Origin of the sequence: Levilactobacillus andaensis, from assembly GCF_016861695.1 — a bacterium.
Classification (GTDB): domain Bacteria; phylum Bacillota; class Bacilli; order Lactobacillales; family Lactobacillaceae; genus Levilactobacillus; species Levilactobacillus andaensis.
This window is the reverse complement of sequence record NZ_BOLP01000016.1, coordinates 1-15,438: the sequence shown is the minus strand read 5'-3', so window position 1 is coordinate 15,438 and position 15,438 is coordinate 1. Positions and strand designations below refer to the sequence as shown.

At 50.7% G+C, this 15,438-nt stretch carries 17 protein-coding genes; 14 read left to right on the top strand and 3 right to left on the bottom strand.

Going from position 1 to position 15,438, the window contains the following annotated elements; translation table 11 throughout:
* The first annotated feature begins 92 nt into the window (after positions 1-92).
* The 4 genes from JUF10_RS11115 to JUF10_RS11100 are packed head-to-tail and all read left to right on the top strand — an operon-like array spanning position 93 to position 4,204.
* Entirely contained in the window at positions 93-1,208 is a 1,116-nt protein-coding gene (locus JUF10_RS11115) for a CDP-glycerol glycerophosphotransferase family protein (protein ID WP_203642366.1), read from the top strand.
* Positions 1,209-1,226: 18 nt separating this feature from the next.
* Positions 1,227-2,036 carry an ABC transporter permease gene (locus JUF10_RS11110; protein WP_125685832.1) on the top strand — a complete coding sequence of 270 codons (810 nt, stop codon included), beginning with the start codon at positions 1,227-1,229 and terminating at the stop codon, positions 2,034-2,036.
* Positions 2,037-2,055: 19 nt separating this feature from the next.
* Positions 2,056-3,273, top strand: a complete 1,218-nt coding sequence (locus tag JUF10_RS11105; RefSeq protein ID WP_203642236.1) for a CDP-glycerol glycerophosphotransferase family protein — start codon at positions 2,056-2,058, stop codon at positions 3,271-3,273.
* 1 nt (position 3,274) lies between these two features.
* Positions 3,275-4,204, top strand: a complete 930-nt coding sequence (locus tag JUF10_RS11100; RefSeq protein ID WP_203642235.1) for a deoxyribonuclease IV — start codon at positions 3,275-3,277, stop codon at positions 4,202-4,204.
* 655 nt (positions 4,205-4,859) lie between these two features.
* Here the strand turns inward: JUF10_RS11100 and JUF10_RS11095 are convergent.
* A complete protein-coding gene (locus JUF10_RS11095) occupies positions 4,860-5,687 on the bottom strand; it encodes a pyruvate, water dikinase regulatory protein (protein ID WP_203642234.1) in 828 nt (275 codons plus the stop codon).
* A 179-nt stretch (positions 5,688-5,866) separates the two neighbouring features.
* Between JUF10_RS11095 and rpsU the strand changes: the two genes are divergently transcribed.
* On the top strand, positions 5,867-6,055 hold the full coding sequence (gene rpsU, locus JUF10_RS11090; RefSeq protein WP_011667518.1) for a 30S ribosomal protein S21: 189 nt from the start codon (positions 5,867-5,869) through the stop codon (positions 6,053-6,055).
* 64 nt (positions 6,056-6,119) lie between these two features.
* Here the strand turns inward: rpsU and JUF10_RS11085 are convergent, their stop codons facing one another.
* Positions 6,120-7,142, bottom strand: coding sequence for a zinc-binding alcohol dehydrogenase family protein (locus JUF10_RS11085; RefSeq protein ID WP_203642364.1), 1,023 nt, complete (start codon positions 7,140-7,142; stop codon positions 6,120-6,122).
* 350 nt (positions 7,143-7,492) lie between these two features.
* Here JUF10_RS11085 and JUF10_RS11080 point away from each other — a divergent pair, with 350 nt between their 5' ends.
* From JUF10_RS11080 to recO, 7 genes are all read left to right on the top strand, one after another.
* Positions 7,493-7,939 (top strand): GatB/YqeY domain-containing protein, encoded by a 447-nt coding sequence (locus JUF10_RS11080; protein WP_203642233.1) that lies wholly within the window; start codon positions 7,493-7,495, stop codon positions 7,937-7,939.
* Positions 7,940-8,139: 200 nt separating this feature from the next.
* Positions 8,140-8,622, top strand: a complete 483-nt coding sequence (locus tag JUF10_RS11075) for a GNAT family N-acetyltransferase (protein ID WP_203642232.1) — start codon at positions 8,140-8,142, stop codon at positions 8,620-8,622.
* A gap of 134 nt (positions 8,623-8,756) precedes the next feature.
* Positions 8,757-9,743, top strand: coding sequence for a PhoH family protein (locus tag JUF10_RS11070; protein WP_203642231.1), 987 nt, complete (start codon positions 8,757-8,759; stop codon positions 9,741-9,743).
* Entirely contained in the window at positions 9,743-10,231 is a 489-nt protein-coding gene (ybeY, locus tag JUF10_RS11065) for an rRNA maturation RNase YbeY (RefSeq protein WP_203642229.1), read from the top strand. Before JUF10_RS11070 ends, ybeY begins: the two co-directional genes overlap by 1 nt.
* On the top strand, positions 10,209-10,610 hold the full coding sequence (locus tag JUF10_RS11060; protein ID WP_373301340.1) for a diacylglycerol kinase family protein: 402 nt from the start codon (positions 10,209-10,211) through the stop codon (positions 10,608-10,610). Before ybeY ends, JUF10_RS11060 begins: the two co-directional genes overlap by 23 nt.
* Positions 10,611-10,619: 9 nt before the next feature.
* A complete protein-coding gene (gene era / locus JUF10_RS11055; protein ID WP_203642227.1) occupies positions 10,620-11,525 on the top strand; it encodes a GTPase Era in 906 nt (301 codons plus the stop codon).
* Between the two features lie 23 nt (positions 11,526-11,548).
* Positions 11,549-12,346 (top strand): DNA repair protein RecO, encoded by a 798-nt coding sequence (gene recO / locus JUF10_RS11050; RefSeq protein ID WP_203642225.1) that lies wholly within the window; start codon positions 11,549-11,551, stop codon positions 12,344-12,346.
* Between the two features lie 65 nt (positions 12,347-12,411).
* Here the strand turns inward: recO and JUF10_RS11045 are convergent, their stop codons facing one another.
* On the bottom strand, positions 12,412-12,828 hold the full coding sequence (locus JUF10_RS11045; RefSeq protein ID WP_203642223.1) for a cytidine deaminase family protein: 417 nt from the start codon (positions 12,826-12,828) through the stop codon (positions 12,412-12,414).
* Between the two features lie 262 nt (positions 12,829-13,090).
* Here JUF10_RS11045 and JUF10_RS11040 point away from each other — a divergent pair, with 262 nt between their 5' ends.
* Positions 13,091-14,248 carry an MFS transporter gene (locus JUF10_RS11040; RefSeq protein WP_203642222.1) on the top strand — a complete coding sequence of 386 codons (1,158 nt, stop codon included), beginning with the start codon at positions 13,091-13,093 and terminating at the stop codon, positions 14,246-14,248.
* A gap of 144 nt (positions 14,249-14,392) precedes the next feature.
* Positions 14,393-15,358 (top strand): aldo/keto reductase family protein, encoded by a 966-nt coding sequence (locus JUF10_RS11035; RefSeq protein ID WP_203642221.1) that lies wholly within the window; start codon positions 14,393-14,395, stop codon positions 15,356-15,358.
* Positions 15,359-15,438: the final 80 nt, after the last annotated feature.

Below are 15,438 nucleotides of genomic sequence, written 5' to 3'. Positions count from 1 at the left end.
GATGTGGTATAATTCTCGGTGTTATGGACAGCGAAAAATAAGTGATATTGGTGATTAACGTGAAAGAGATTTATTTATGGTTAGTACGACTAATGTCGCTACTGTGTGCGGGTCGTCGTCAGCGTCACGTGGTCTACCTGATGAGCTTCGGGGATAATCTCCCGTTCATCAAGGCGTTGGCTGCGGCACTGCCGGCTGACCGGACGTTGGTCGTTTTTTATCGTCCGGCATACGAAATGGCCGCACAAAAATTGGCTGCGGCGGGGATCACCGTTCATCCGTTTCGAGATGACCTGCAGTTTGTCTTCAAGGGGATTCCGACCATTATGCGGGCGCGCGTGTTATTTTGCGATAACTACTACGCTTTCTTGGGCGGACTCTATCACCCTAAGCACATGCGCATTGTGCAGTTATGGCATGCGGCCGGGGCAATCAAACGATTTGGTTGGGACGATCCGACGACGGGCCAACGGTCGCAGAGTGATCAACGACGGTTTCAGGCCGTGTATGATCAGTTCGATGACTACGTGGTGGGGGCCGCGGCGATGGGCCAGGTCTTTGCGAAGAGTTATCATGTCCCTGCGGACCGGATGCAGGTGCTGGGGTATCCGCGGTCGGATCGGTTGAACGATCCCGACTGGGTGGCCCAAGCGCAGGCTAAGGTTGCCCAGCGCGCTCCGGAGTTAACGGGGCACCGGGTCATCTTGTATGCACCAACTTATCGCGATGGCGTGACGTTTACGCCACCGACTGATTTGGCCCAGGCGTTGCGGGCAGATCCTGATGCGCGGGTGGTCGTCAAGCTCCATCCCGTGCTAACAGATCAAGCAACGACTTTGCAGTCGCAACTCGGTGAGCAGGTCGTCGTGGCCCAGCAACTGAGTACGGCTGACCTGCTAACGGTGGCGGAGACCGTGGTGACGGATTATTCCTCCGTGGCGTTTGACTATAGTCTGCTACCGAACGCGCACAGCTTACTGTTTTACCTGTTCGACCTGCCAACGTATTCGCAAGACCCCGGGGTGCAGGAAGATCTATTCGATTGGTTGCCGAGTCCGGCACTGACCGACAGTCAGCACTTGGCGGCAGCAATTGCTGCAGACGCGCCAACTGACTTTACACAATTCAATCAACATTGGAATAGTGCCAATGACGGCCAAGCGACGAGTCGTGTCGTGGCGCAGTACGTGGCGCTATTAACTGATTAATTAAAGGAGTGCAGTGCCTTGAAAGAGGTCATGACCTTATTCAAAGAACAAATTTCGAGTATCGGGATCATTTTCCGAATTTCCCGCTATGAGGATCAAGCAAGTTATCAGAGTCATTACTTAGGATTGGCGTGGGAATACTTATATCCGTTAATTCAAATCGCGATTTACTGGTTAGTCTTCGGTGTCGGGTTAAAACACGGTCAACCCTTAAATGGGGTCGGCTACCTGCCATGGATGGTTATCGGGATCACCCCTTGGTTCTTTATGAACCGGGCAACGTTGGACGCGTCGAAGAGTATCTATCAACGGGTTAACATGGTTGCCAAAATGAAGTTCCCAGTCTCAGCGTTACCAACGATTAAAGTGGTCAGCAATCTGAGTTCCTTCTGGACGATGATGGTCTTCTCCATCTTTATTGGTCTGCTGAACGGGGTCTACCCGAAGGTGTCTTGGTTCCAATGGATCTACTACTTCTTCGCCATGATCTGCTTATTGGTGGCGCTAGGGGTCTTAAACTCATGTATCAGTGTGCTGGTACGGGATTACCACATCTTGCTACAGTCCGTGATGCGGATGTTATTCTACGTGTCTGGCGTGCTGTTTAACTTCGTCACGACGTCATTCCCCGCACCATTTGTCCACTTACTCGAATTGAATCCTTACTATTACATTGTTAATGGGTTCCGGGAGTCCTTCATTGGGACCGGTTGGTTCTGGCAACACCCAATGTTGACGCTGGAATTCTGGATGTTTGTGTTCTTCGTATTACTGATTGGCTCGCACTTACACTACAAGTTCCGGTCACGTTTCGTAGATTTAATCTAATTGAAAGGAGCAACCTCAAATGGCGAATGGTTTAAGTCACATTATTCAGTCATTGAAGCTCGTTGCTCGCTGTGGGCTCATCGTGTTGAACGATGGGCTTATTTGTTTACCCATAAAGCGACGGCTCGTGATGTTTGAAAGTTTTAACGGCAAGGATGTCAATGACAATCCGGCGGCCATCTACCGTGAATTGGTCAAGACCCACCCAGAGTATGCGCAGACAGCTTACTTTAGCGTGAAACCGCGGGAATATACGGCGTTACAGGCGAAATACCCGGAGGTCAAATTGGTCAAACGCTTCACGCCACGCTGGGTTGGTCTGATGGCCCGCGCGGAGTTCTGGGTCTTAAATTCCCGGCTGCCCAACTGGTGGCATAAGAACCGCCGAACGCAAACGATTCAGACCTGGCATGGAACGCCGCTTAAGAAACTAGGCGCCGATATCGAACACGTCGCCATTCCGGGGACCTCGACGGCCGACTATCACCAGCAGTTCGTCACGGCCGCCAGTCGTTGGGACTACCTGATTGCGCCGAACCAGTATTCGCAGGATATTTTCAAGTCGGCGTTTGGGTTTCGCAATCAATTCTTGTCGATCGGTTATCCCCGTAACGATGTGCTCTATACGACCAGTGCCGAGCAGATACAACACTTGAAACAAAAATTACTGGGAGCAGTGACGGGGCCCGTCGTGACGTACGCGCCGACCTGGCGAGACGACATGGCGGTGCGGCCCGGTGTCTATCAGTTTGACCTGCCATTTGACCTGGGGGAGTTCTTTCAACACGTGCCAGCAGGGACGCACCTGATTATTCGGCCGCACTACTTGGTCAAGGACGCCATTGACACTCACGGCTTCGAGGACCGGGTGACGGTGCTGGCCGATACGGATATTGCCGAATTGTATCTGATTTCAGACCTGCTGATCACGGATTATTCCTCGGTCATGTTCGACTTTGCTAACTTAAAACGACCGGAATTATTCTTCGCCTATGACTTGGCCCATTACCGCGACCAGTTGCGAGGCTTTTACTTCGATTACGACCAGGAAATCCCGGGGCCACTGGTCACCACGGCGACGGCCTTTTACCAGCAGCTTGATGTTTGGCGAACCGCCGGTGAATTTGCCGATTATCGCCAGCAACAAGCGGCCTTCTACCATAAATTCTGTGAGTGGGAAAATGGAACGGCGAGTCAACGGGTCGTCCAGGTGATCGTTAACGGAAAGGAAGATTAAGATGGCAGAATTTTTAATCGGCTCACACGTTAGTATGAAGGGCAAGGACATGTTGCTGGGCTCGGCACGAGAAGCCGCCAGCTTTGGCGAAAATGTGTTCATGATCTACACGGGTGCGCCACAGAACACACGGCGCAAGCCCATTGACGAATTAAACATTGAAGCGGGCAAGGCATTTATGGCCGCGCACGACCAACGGGCCATCGTGGTTCATGCGCCATACGTGGTCAATTTAGGAAATACGGTGAAGCCGCAAAATTATGGCTTTGCCGTGGAATTCTTGACGGCAGAGGTCCAGCGGGCAGCGGCTCTGGGGGCGACACAAATCGTTCTCCACCCGGGCGCCCATGTTGGTGCGGGGGCCCCGGCGGCCATTGCGCAGATTGCCAAGGGTCTCGATGAGATTTTAAGTGCCGCGCAAGCCCCCGTCCAGATTGCCTTAGAGACAATGGCGGGTAAGGGCACCGAAGTTGGCCGGACGTTTGAGGAGTTGGCGGCAATCATGGATGCCACGGCGGCCAATGACTGCTTGTCCGTCTGCTTCGACACCTGTCACACCAGTGATGCCGGTTACGCGATCGCCGACGACTTCGATGGGGTGCTCAATGAGTTCGACCACGTCATCGGCATTGATAGGCTGAAGGTGATTCACCTGAACGATTCGAAGAACCCACAGGGTAGCCATAAGGACCGGCACACGAATATTGGCCTGGGAACGCTGGGCTTTGACGTGTTGAACCAAGTGGCACATCATCCCCAACTCACGGCAGTGCCTAAGATTATGGAGACGCCGGTGATGGGCCCCGACCGGAAGCACGGCGTCAATCCACATGGGTATGAGGTGGCCATGCTGAAGGCCCAGAAATTCAATCCGGATTTAGAGGCCGATGTGTTAGCTGAGAAACCGGTCGATGAGTTTTTAACGCGGTAATTAAGGGTTGAAAGATGAAACACCTGTAAATTAGTATGAATTGTCCGCACTGCGGCTGCCAGGGATTCCGCCTGCTGTGGGGACGCTTCAGCCTGGAAGAACACCAGTCTTCTCGCTCGCTTTTAAGCCGCGAAAACCACGCGTCTTAAAAGTCGCCCATGGTCTAGGCTAGCAAAGGACGCCAGCCAAGACCATTACCACGGCTGGCTACATCCCTGGCTTCCTCCGGCTCAGGTTGTGTTCTATTACAACAACTGCTAAAAGTTTTTGCGGAGGTCAATATCTTTGGTTCAATAACGATTTTACGCTTATCTTCCTAGTCGACAGAAAGTCACCGTGTAAGCCGAGAGGTCGACAGATATGGGATCAGGCGCGTCGTTCTACTTGGTCGGCGTTCTTGGCCGGCTTAGTAGAAAACCAACCTTGGAGACTCGCGGTTTTCGAGGATTCAAGTTGTGTTCGCACCGATCCAGCCCATATCTGCCGGCCGGTAAGGCGAAGGACCCACCAGGTTGCGCAGTTTTAGTCCCACTGTTGTTGCCAGAACAGGCATAGTTAGCACTTTGGAGCTTTCAAACTTTAGGCGAAAATTAAAAATAGGAGAAGTGCCTCGACCAATTTGAGTCGTGAGCACTTCTCCTATTATTTTTAGTGGTTAATCAGCTAAAGGATGGGGAATTAAATCGTAATCCACGCTTTCCATGATTAACGTGGCCGTTTCTTCAATCGACTTATTTGAAACATCGATGACTAAACAACCGATTTTTTTATAAAGTTTAGCAGCGTAGTCGAGTTCTTCCGTAATTTTTTGGGTATCGGAATAGGCACTGTCGGCGGGTAAGCCGTAAGAAATCATTCGTTCCTGCCGAATTTTACGTAAAATTTCTGGGCGGTTGGTCAGGCCAAAGATACGTTTCGGGTCGACCTGCCAAAGCTCTTGCGGCAATTGGGTCTGCGGCGACAGCGGTAGGTTGGCAACACGCAGGTTCCGGTTGGCCAAGAACAAGGACAAAGGTGTCTTGGAGGTCCGTGAGACGCCCAAAATGACGATGTCAGCCTTTAGAAGGCCGGCGGGGTCCTTGCCATCATCGTAGGTCACGGCGAACTCCATGGCGGCAATGCGGTCGAAATACGTGTCATTTAGATTATGGACCAATCCAGGCACGCCCTCGGGGTCTAATCCCGTGGCATTGTGGAGGACGGCCATAGCCGGTTGGATGCAATCAAACTGTTGTAATTGGTTGGCGGCCGAAAATTCGCGAACGTGTTGACTTAATTTTGCATTAACTAAAGTATGAAAAATCATGGCGCGTTGCTTCTTAGCTAGGTTTAGGATCCCTTCCAGGATGGAATCGGTTTGAATGAAGGGGAACCGTTGATAGCTTGCTTTGACGCTAGGAAACTGGGAAACAGCAGTCTGGGCAACAGTTAGCGCGGTCTCACCAGATGAATCAGATATGACGAAAATATTGATTTGCGGCATGTGGGCAACTCCTCTGACGTTTTCTTCTAGTTTAACCCGTAGACGAAAACGGTTCAAATTTTATTTGCTGGCATTATTGACGTACTTTGGGTGTTTATGTATAATAGTTAAGAACCGTTACGCCGGTGGACAAATTCCAACCGACGTTATTACTTGTGCTCGGAGGGAGGGAATTTTATATGGCAAAGACAGTCGTTCGCAAAAACGAGTCTTTTGACGACGCTCTTCGGCGCTTCAAACGTACGGTTTCCCGTAGCGGTACTTTACAAGAATACCGTAAACGTGAATTTTACGAAAAACCAAGTGTGAAGAAAAAGTTAAAATCAGAAGCTGCGCGTAAGCGTAAAGCTAAGAAGAAGCGTTTCTAAGCTCTTTTTGCAATTTAACTAAAGAAACTCAGGACATTTACGTGTCCTGAGTTTTTTTATGCGCTTATTTTTCATTAGTTAAAACGACTTTACCGATCATCCGGTTGGCTTCGACCAGGGCGTGGGCCGCCCGGAGATTGGCGACGTTGATGGGCGTGAAGGTCTTGGTCAACGTTGACTGTAATTTACCAGCGTCCAGTAGCTCACGAACCCGTTCGAGAATGTCGTGCTGGGTGATCATGTCCGGAGTCTCGAAGAAGGACTTGGTGTACATCCACTCCCAAGCGAAGGTTGCCCGCTTTTGTTTCAGCGCGCGCAGGTCGATGGGGGTCTCGTTCCCGGTAACAGAGACGATGGTCCCACTTGGTGCGATTAACGAGACGATTTCATGCCAATGCTGATTGAGATTACTGAGCTCTAAAATGTAATCGACGGTGGGGTGGCCGAGCGCCTGAACCTGGGGAACCAGGTCCTCACGATGGTTGACGACCGCATCCGCCCCGTGGTCCTTTGTCCAGGCAATAGTTTCTGGTCGCGAAGCCGTGGCAATGACCGTCAAGCCGGCGAGATGCGCCAGTTGGGTCGCCATGGAGCCGACACCACCAGCCCCGTTGATGACGAGCAGCGTCTTGCCAGAATTGGCGGCAGGGTCATCAAATGACAGGTGCATTTGCTCGAATAAGGCTTCCCACGCCGTCAGTGAGGTTAGCGGCACCGCAGCGATTTCCGCGGCCGTTAAACGAGTGGGTGCGTGGCCGACGATTCGTTCGTCGACTAGGTGATACTCGCTGTCCGTTCCCGGACGTTTAAAGGAGCCCGCGTAAAAGACCCGGTCGCCGGGATGAAATAGCGTCACGGCTTCCCCAACGCCATCCACGACACCATAGGCATCCCAGCCAATCACTTTAGGTGTCGCCAGGGCTTGCTGAGTGCCCCGCCGCACGCCGGTATCGACCGGATTGACCGAGGTCGCAATCACCTTGACGAGGATGTCGTGGCCGGTTGGCGTGGGTTTGGGTTCAAAGAATTCGATGAAACTTTTTTCGTCTGTAATCGGTAAATTCTGGGTAAAGCCAATGGCCCGCATATCGGTCATAATAGGACTTCCTTTCTTGATTAAGGCAAGCGTAACCGATTCGGCCGCAAAAGACAATCATGGACTATTTGTTAGTGACTAACCGGCTTGTTAGTACGAGTTGAGAAGCGGATAATTAGGCGAAGGAGAGATACTATTTGCCACGCTTTAGCGTCTGATGATTATATTAAAGGATGAGAGTAAGAGTGTCTATGACACGACAAATTTACGACTGCACAGAGGGATGTCTGGTTGAGAGCCATGGTAGCCGCAGTGCGGCCAATTTAAATCAACTTTACCTGACGACTACGGAGATTAGGTGTAAACTAAATAGTAACCATGATTTTTTAGGAGGAAATGAAATGAGTTTAGAAACCCAACTCAACACTGATTTAAAGACGGCCATGAAGGCCCACGACAAGTTGTCATTGAACGTTATCCGGATGATGAAGGCTGCTTTGACCAACGAAAAGGTCAAGCAAGGCCATGATTTGACCCCTGACGAAGAATTGACGATCGTTTCCCGTGAATTGAAGCAACGTAAGGAATCCATGGAAGAATTCGCTAAGGGTAACCGCGATGACTTGGTTGAAGGCGTTAAGGCCGAAATTGCCATCGTTGAAAAGTATGCGCCTAAGCAAATGAGCGAAGACGACGTGGCTAAAATCGTCGCTGACAGCATTGCTAAGGTCTCCGCGAGTGGCATGGGGGACTTCGGTAAGGTCATGGGTGTTGTGATGCCTCAGGTTAAGGGCAAGGCCGATGGTGCCGTTGTCAACAAGACCGTTAAGGCTCAGTTGAACAAGTAAGCTAACAAGAGTGGGACAAAGGGCGATTAGCTGGTGAGCATTAAGGCTGATAACTGAATAATCCCGAACTTGGATTGTTTGGTTATCAGTTTTAAGCGGAGCCAGCTGCCCTTTGGCGCACGTTTCGACAATGTAAACTGAGAGACGCGAAAAGCCTGGGGGTGTCCCAGGCTTTTTTTGACGAAACGAGGAGAACGCTAATGGCATTAACCTATCAAAAAGTGACGACCCCGACGGCCGAACAGCAACAGCTTCTGCTATTAGCAGACCCCAGTCAGCAATTGATTGCATCGTACTTACCGCACAGCACAACATATGCGGCCAGTGACGTCAGCGGATTGGCCGGTATCGTGGTGTTGTGTCCGCGGTCCAAACGAGTCGTCGAAATTATGAATATCGCCGTTTCTCCAGCAAAGCAACGGCGCGGTTATGGCCGCCAGCTCCTCGAATTTTCCCGGGAGTGGGCGATCGAACACGGCTATCGGACCGTACGAATCGCTACGGGGACGACCAGTTTGACCCAACTCTACTTGTATCAGCAGGCCGGCTTTCGCGTGGTGGCGGTCGAGCCCGACTATTTCCCGACCAACTATCCGCAGGTCATCATTGAAAATGGGCTGACGTTGCGGGACCGACTCGTCTTGGAACTGCCGATCACGTTGCCCGATTTACCCGCTGATTAAGCCGTAATTGTCGGCGATTGGCGGAAAAAGGCGTCACTCGCCGGCTTTTCGCGTCGAATCCTTTTACAATCCGCGGCAGTATGCTAAAATTTGACTATCAGTATACCTAAATAAAAATAAAGGAGCCACCGTATTTGACTGAAAACACAACGATTGAAAAAGAATATATCTTGGAACGACCAGAAGATGAAATTGGTCTGCTGGGCGCACAAGATCAATTTGTGACCATCCTCGAAGAAGGACAACAGGTGACCATCAAGCCTTTCGGCAATTCAATCAAAGTCTCTGGGGCCGCGGATGCGGTTGACCACACGCTGGCCATTTTACGGAACATGAGCGACTTACTTGCTAAGGGGATCAAACTGAACAGCGCCGACGTGATCAGTGCCATGAAGATGGCTGATAAGGGGACGTTGACGTACTTTAAGGACTTCTACACGGAAACCTTGATCAAGGACGCCAAGGGCCGCGCTGTGCGGGTCAAGAACTTTGGCCAACGCCAATACATTGACGCCATCAAGCACAACGACATTACCTTTGGCATCGGCCCGGCCGGTACAGGGAAAACGTACTTGGCCGTTGTCATGGCGATTGCGGCGTTGAAACACGGGGATGTTGAAAAATTGATCATTACCCGACCAGCCGTTGAAGCCGGTGAAAGCCTGGGGTTCTTACCCGGGGACTTGAAGGAAAAGGTCGATCCTTACTTGCGGCCAATCTATGACGCCTTGTACGCCATTTTAGGGGCGGAACACACGACTCGTTTGATGGACCGCGGCGTCATTGAAATTGCGCCGTTAGCCTACATGCGTGGTCGGACGTTGGAATCGGCCTTTGTCATCTTGGATGAAGCGCAGAACACGACGAACATGCAGATGAAGATGTTCTTGACGCGACTGGGCTTTGGGTCAAAGATGATCGTTAACGGGGATATCTCGCAAATTGACTTGCCACACAACGCCAAGTCCGGGTTGATTCAGGCCCAACACATTTTGCAAAACGTTCAGCACATCAGCTTTGTGACCTTTAATTCTGATGACGTGGTCCGGCATCCAGTCGTAGCCAGCATCATCAACGCTTACGAAGCCAACGATACTACACCAAATGGAGCTAAAAAATAATGGATTTAGAGATCTACGATAAGACTAAAGATGGCGTGCCAGCGAAGCACGTTGACATGATCAAAGACGTTTTAGAATATGCCGGCAAGTACCTGGAGTTGGCGGAGAACACGGAAATGTCCGTGACCCTGATGAATAACGAAGATATTCATCAGATCAACAAGCAATACCGGGGGGTTGACCGGGCGACCGACGTCATCAGCTTTGCCATCGAAGACGATGAAGACGCCGACGATGACTTCCCCTTAGTGATGGACGAAGAAATGGCGGCCGAGATTCCCGAAAACATCGGTGACATCTTCGTTTCCATGGACAAAGTTGAAGAACAAGCGGAATACTTGGGCCATTCCTACGAACGGGAATTAGGTTTTCTCGTGGTCCATGGCTTCCTGCATCTTAACGGCTATGACCACATGAAGCCTGAGGACGAGAAAGTCATGTTCAAACTTCAGGCCGACATTTTGGATGCCTATGGCCTTAAGCGATAAAACAAAACAAACGGGGAAAAATCGCGCCTTTCGTCAGTCATTGGGCCACGCGTGGGATGGCCTGCGGGCGCTGTTTCGTTATGAACGTAATTTTCGTAAGCACTTGGTCGTGGGCACCCTGGCAGTCATTGCCGGGGCAATTCTGCGACTAACGTTAAATGAGTGGCTGTGGCTGGTGCTGGCCATATTCTTGGTGTTGATCGCCGAAACGTTGAATACTATCGTGGAAGCGGTCGTTGACCTTATCGTGGGCGAAACCTATCACGATTTGGCGAAGCGTGCCAAGGATATTGCGGCCGGTGGTGTCTTAATGGCGGCGATTTTTGCCGTAATCGTCGGGGCGTTGGTGATGTTGCCAGCCCTCGGCCGTTGGTTCTAGGAGGAAAAAATGGATAATCCAAATTATAAATCAGGGTTCGTGGCCATCGTTGGTCGCCCTAACGTTGGGAAATCAACGTTTTTAAACCGCGTGATCGGGCAAAAAATTGCCATCATGTCGGATACGGCACAGACGACCCGGAACAAGATTCAAGGCATTTACACGACGGATGAAGCACAGATTGTGTTCATCGATACCCCAGGGGTTCATAAACCCAAGAGTAAACTGGGCGACTACATGGTGCAGTCAGCGATGTCCGCACTAAACGAAGTCGATGCCGTTCTGTTCATGATCAATGCGGCTGAAAAGCGCGGGGCCGGTGACAACTTTATCATTGACCGCTTGAAAGGTATCAAGGCACCGGTGTACTTGCTGATCAACAAGATCGACCAAGTCAAGCCCGATGACATGCTGCCAATCATGGAACAGTACAAGACGGCCTTGCCATGGAAGGCTGTTTACCCAATTTCTGCGTTGGAAGGTAATAACGTCGACGAACTCCTTACGGGATTGGTCGATGCGATGCCGAATGGACCACAGTACTATCCCGAAGATCAAGTGACCGATCACCCAGAACGATTCGTGGTTAGCGAATTGATCAGAGAAAAGATCTTCATGCTGACGCGTGAGGAAGTGCCACATTCCGTTGCCGTTGAGATTGAAAGCATGAAGCAAAAGGACGAAGATCACGTCCACATCGAAGCGACGATCATTGTGGAACGGCCAACGCAAAAGGGCATCATGATCGGTAAGGGCGGCAGCATGCTCAAGAAGATCGGGACGATGGCACGCCGCGATATTGAACACTTGTTAGGTAGCAAGGTCTACCTACAGTTGTGGGTCAAGGTCCAACCAAATTGGCGTGACAAGGCGACCCTATTGAAGTCCTACGGGTATCGGAAAGACGATTTATAAACAACAGAAGGTGGGGATGAGCCGTGGCACGTAATGTGACTGATTTTCACGGCATCCTCCTTTTTCGTCGGGACTATGCCGAACGCGATTTCTTGATTAAATTTTTAACGGCGGAGTTCGGAAAAAAGATGTTTCTGGTGCGGGGCGCCAAGAAGCGCGGCTTTAAAATGGTGGCGGATATCTTGCCGTTTACCATGGGGAGCTACGTGGGCGACATTGCGGACGATGGGTTGTCCTACATTCGCACGGCCCGCGAGACGGCTCAATTTCAAAACATCAGTACTGATATCTTTAAAAATGCCTATGCGACGTATATCATGAGTCTGGTCGATCAGGCGTTTCCGGATAGCCAACCGCTGCCGGACTGGTATCACCGAGTCGAACGGGCGTTGACACTGATCGATGACGGGGTCAATCCCGCCATCGTGACGAATATCATGGAGATTCAGCTGATGCCAGCTTTCGGGGTGGCCCCCCAGTTACAAGGGTGTGCCGTGTGTGGTCGAACGGACTTGCCGTTTGATTATTCCGAAAGTTATGGGGGCCTGTTGTGCCAGCAGCATTGGCAACTCGATCCCCGGCGCTTACATTTGAATCAGCGGACGATTTATTACTTGCGGCAGTTCTCCGTGCTAGACTTAGACCGGTTACACACGATCAACGTCAAGCCGCAGACGGAGCACGCGTTGCGCCAGCTGATGGATGAAATCTATACCAGCCAGATTGGTGTGCACCCGAAGAGTAAACGGTTCTTGGATCAGATGCAGTCCTGGTCGGCGCGGTTGATGACGCCACCGACGGATGATTCGCCAGAAAAATAGGGCATTTAAAATGCAGTTCAGGCCTACTCGTTGAGAGGGGTCTGGACTGCATTTTTATGTAGCGATTAATTGGTTTTAATGTCGCCCCACCAATCAGGAAGGAGTGACCCGAGCGTGACCGTTCGTCTGGTGCCGTAGTCCGCCATGATTTGCGTGTTGCGGTTGTTGGTTGAGAATTGGAGCAGTGCTTCGCGACAGACACCGCAGGGCATGCCAGTAATGCCGGTTGGTGGCGCGTCTCGAAAGGCAATGAGCCGTTTGACCTCGGTTTCGCCGCTGGTCGTGTACATGTTAAGTAGTGCGACCCGTTCGGCACAGAGATTGAGGGTGCCGGAGAGGCCTTCGATGCAAAATCCCGTGTAGATTTCGCCAGACTTGCTTTGTAACGCGCAAACGACATTGTGAGCGTAAATAAAATCGTTGACTTCTTCCGGATGGTAAAGCGGTTTTGCTGCTTGGTAGAGCTGTTCCCAAATATCCAAAAAGATCACCTCCAAGTAAAATTAAAATTGAGTTTAGCACAAATTATTTCGAATAGCAGCCTAATTAGTGAAGTTAATATGATAAATGGTCACTTGGTGGGACATGACAGGAGACGGTTTTTTTAGCGTGTTCTTTTCAAAAGATAAATCTGAAATTTTCACAAGCTTTCAATTCAAAGACACGGTAGGAAATCGAATCGCTGCTTTCAAAACTAAAATGCTAGCTGTATGATTAGTTTTGTTGGAAAGGAACTGAGGTCGTGTGAAGACACACTTGTATACGAAAGATGTCAAATTAGTTTTAGCTGCCAGCTTTTTCTTCCTGATGAGTCCTATGTTGGTCAATCCGATCATTGCGGGATTCTCAAGTAATGTTGGGGCAAACAGTGTTTTAGCCGGAATCGTTGCTGGAATGATGAACCTAACGTCACTGATTTTGCGGCCACTAGCCGGCAATTTGACCGACCGCTTCTCGAAGTATCGGTTGAGCTCAATCGGGGCTAGTTTTATTTTAATCGCTTGCATTGGGTACGGGGTTTCGACGGCAGTGCCTTTGATCATGCTTTGGCGCGTCGTCAACGGAATTGGGTATACGTTGTGTTCCGTTTGCATGGCCACCTGGATGGCGAGCTTACTGCCGGCCGACCGCATCGGTGCCGGCATGGGCATCTACGGCATCGCCAACGCGCTGGGGATGGCTATTGGTCCTGCCGTTAGTGTGTTTCTCTATCATCGGTTCGGCTACCGCAGTGTTTTCTGGGTGGCGACCGGCTTTATTATCCTCCTGCTGATCACGATTCAATTCGTCGGGGATAAAAGCGTGCCGCACCCGGATTACCGGAAAAATAAGGCGGAACATCCCAAGATGCGGTTGGTGCAGCCCAAGGTGGTGCCGGTCGCGGCCATTCTATTGCTCTTTTCGTTGCCTTACTTTGCGACGCAGACCTATATCGTTAGCTACGTCTTTCACCGGGGATTTGCGATCCCAGCCGGAGCCTTCTTCCCAGTCTATGCGCTGGTCTTACTAGCGATGCGACTCATCTTGCGCGATGCCTTTGACCGGGTACCGTTTAAAAAGTTTTTCTGGATTTGTCTCGGCTGTAATCTGATTGGCATCATCGGTCTGACCGACATGGATAATTGGCTCATGCTAATTGTCGGTGCGGTCGGTCTCGCTGCCGGGTATGGCCTGATGTTTTCCATCTGTCAGGCGAAATCGCTGACGTTGGTACCCAAAGCGGACCGCGGATTGGCCAACAGTACTTTCTACATTGGAATCGATCTCGGGATGACCCTGGGACCGATGCTGGCAGGGGTTATCACGACGTACCTGCCGTGGGCATGGCTTTACCCCGTCATGGCGGTCACACTACCGGCAATCGTGGTGGTCTACTGGAAGAATCGCCGGGGACTTGCCTAAAAAGTTTGAAAAGATACCGTATAATCAATGACAATACTGGCCTGACCGAATAATTGGCTCAATGATACTAGTCGTGGTAAACTAATTTCATATCATTTTCTAATTAAAATCTTATTATTTTACAATGAATAGGAGCGACTACATATGAAGTATCGGCAGTTAGGTCAGTCAGGGTTAAAGGTTAGTGAATTGGCGTTGGGAAGTTGGCTAACGGATGTTAGTGATACCGCTAAGCAGGAGTTGGCAGCGCAGAGTGTTCAACTCGCCTATGAGAACGGCATTAACTATTTTGACTGTGCGGACGTTTATAGTGGCGGCGGTGCTGAACGGTTCTTGGGTAACGCACTCCAACAATTTCCGCGGAAAGAGTTGGTCGTCTCAAGCAAGGTCTACTTTCCATCCGGCAAAGGCGTTAATGACCGAGGGCTATCGCGAAAACACATCACGGAATCAATCGATCAGTCATTAGCTAATTTACAAACGGATTATTTGGACCTGTACTTCTGTCACCGGTTCGACACCCAGACGCCCTTAGCGGAAACGCTAACGACGCTGAGCGGGCTGGTCGACCAAGGGAAGATTCTGTATTACGGGGTCAGCGAGTGGACGCCGGTTCAGATTTTAAAGGCTGAGTTGATCATTCAGGAGCGCGGGCTACACCCAATCACGGTGGTCCAACCGGAATATAACATGTTTGACCGTTACATTGAACATGAGCTATTGGACTTATGTGGCGAACTTGGGTTAGGCGTCGTGCCATTTTCACCGTTGGCCCAGGGCTTGTTGACCGGAAAGTATCGTCAAGGGCAACCCGTTCCTGCTGGGTCCCGGGGAATCTTCCAACCGGACCTACAGGCGCAACTGGTTCCTGAGAATCTCGCCAAGGTTGAGGAATTATCTAAGATGGCGGCGGAGCTGAATACGGACCTGGCGACCTTCGCTCTAGCCTGGGACAAGCGTGATGCCCGTATCTCCAGTTTGATCATCGGGGCCAGCAAGCCCGAACAGTTGCAGAATAACTTGAAGGCCGTTGATTTGGAGATTCCAGCAGAATACGAAGCTCGAATCGATAAGCTATTTGGGTTTAAGAAGTTTTTCCGCGAAATTTAATTATTTTGGCTCTTTGTCAACGGGTGTTGATGAGGGGAATTTGAGAGGTTCAATTCATTTTCGAATTGGGCCTCTTTTTT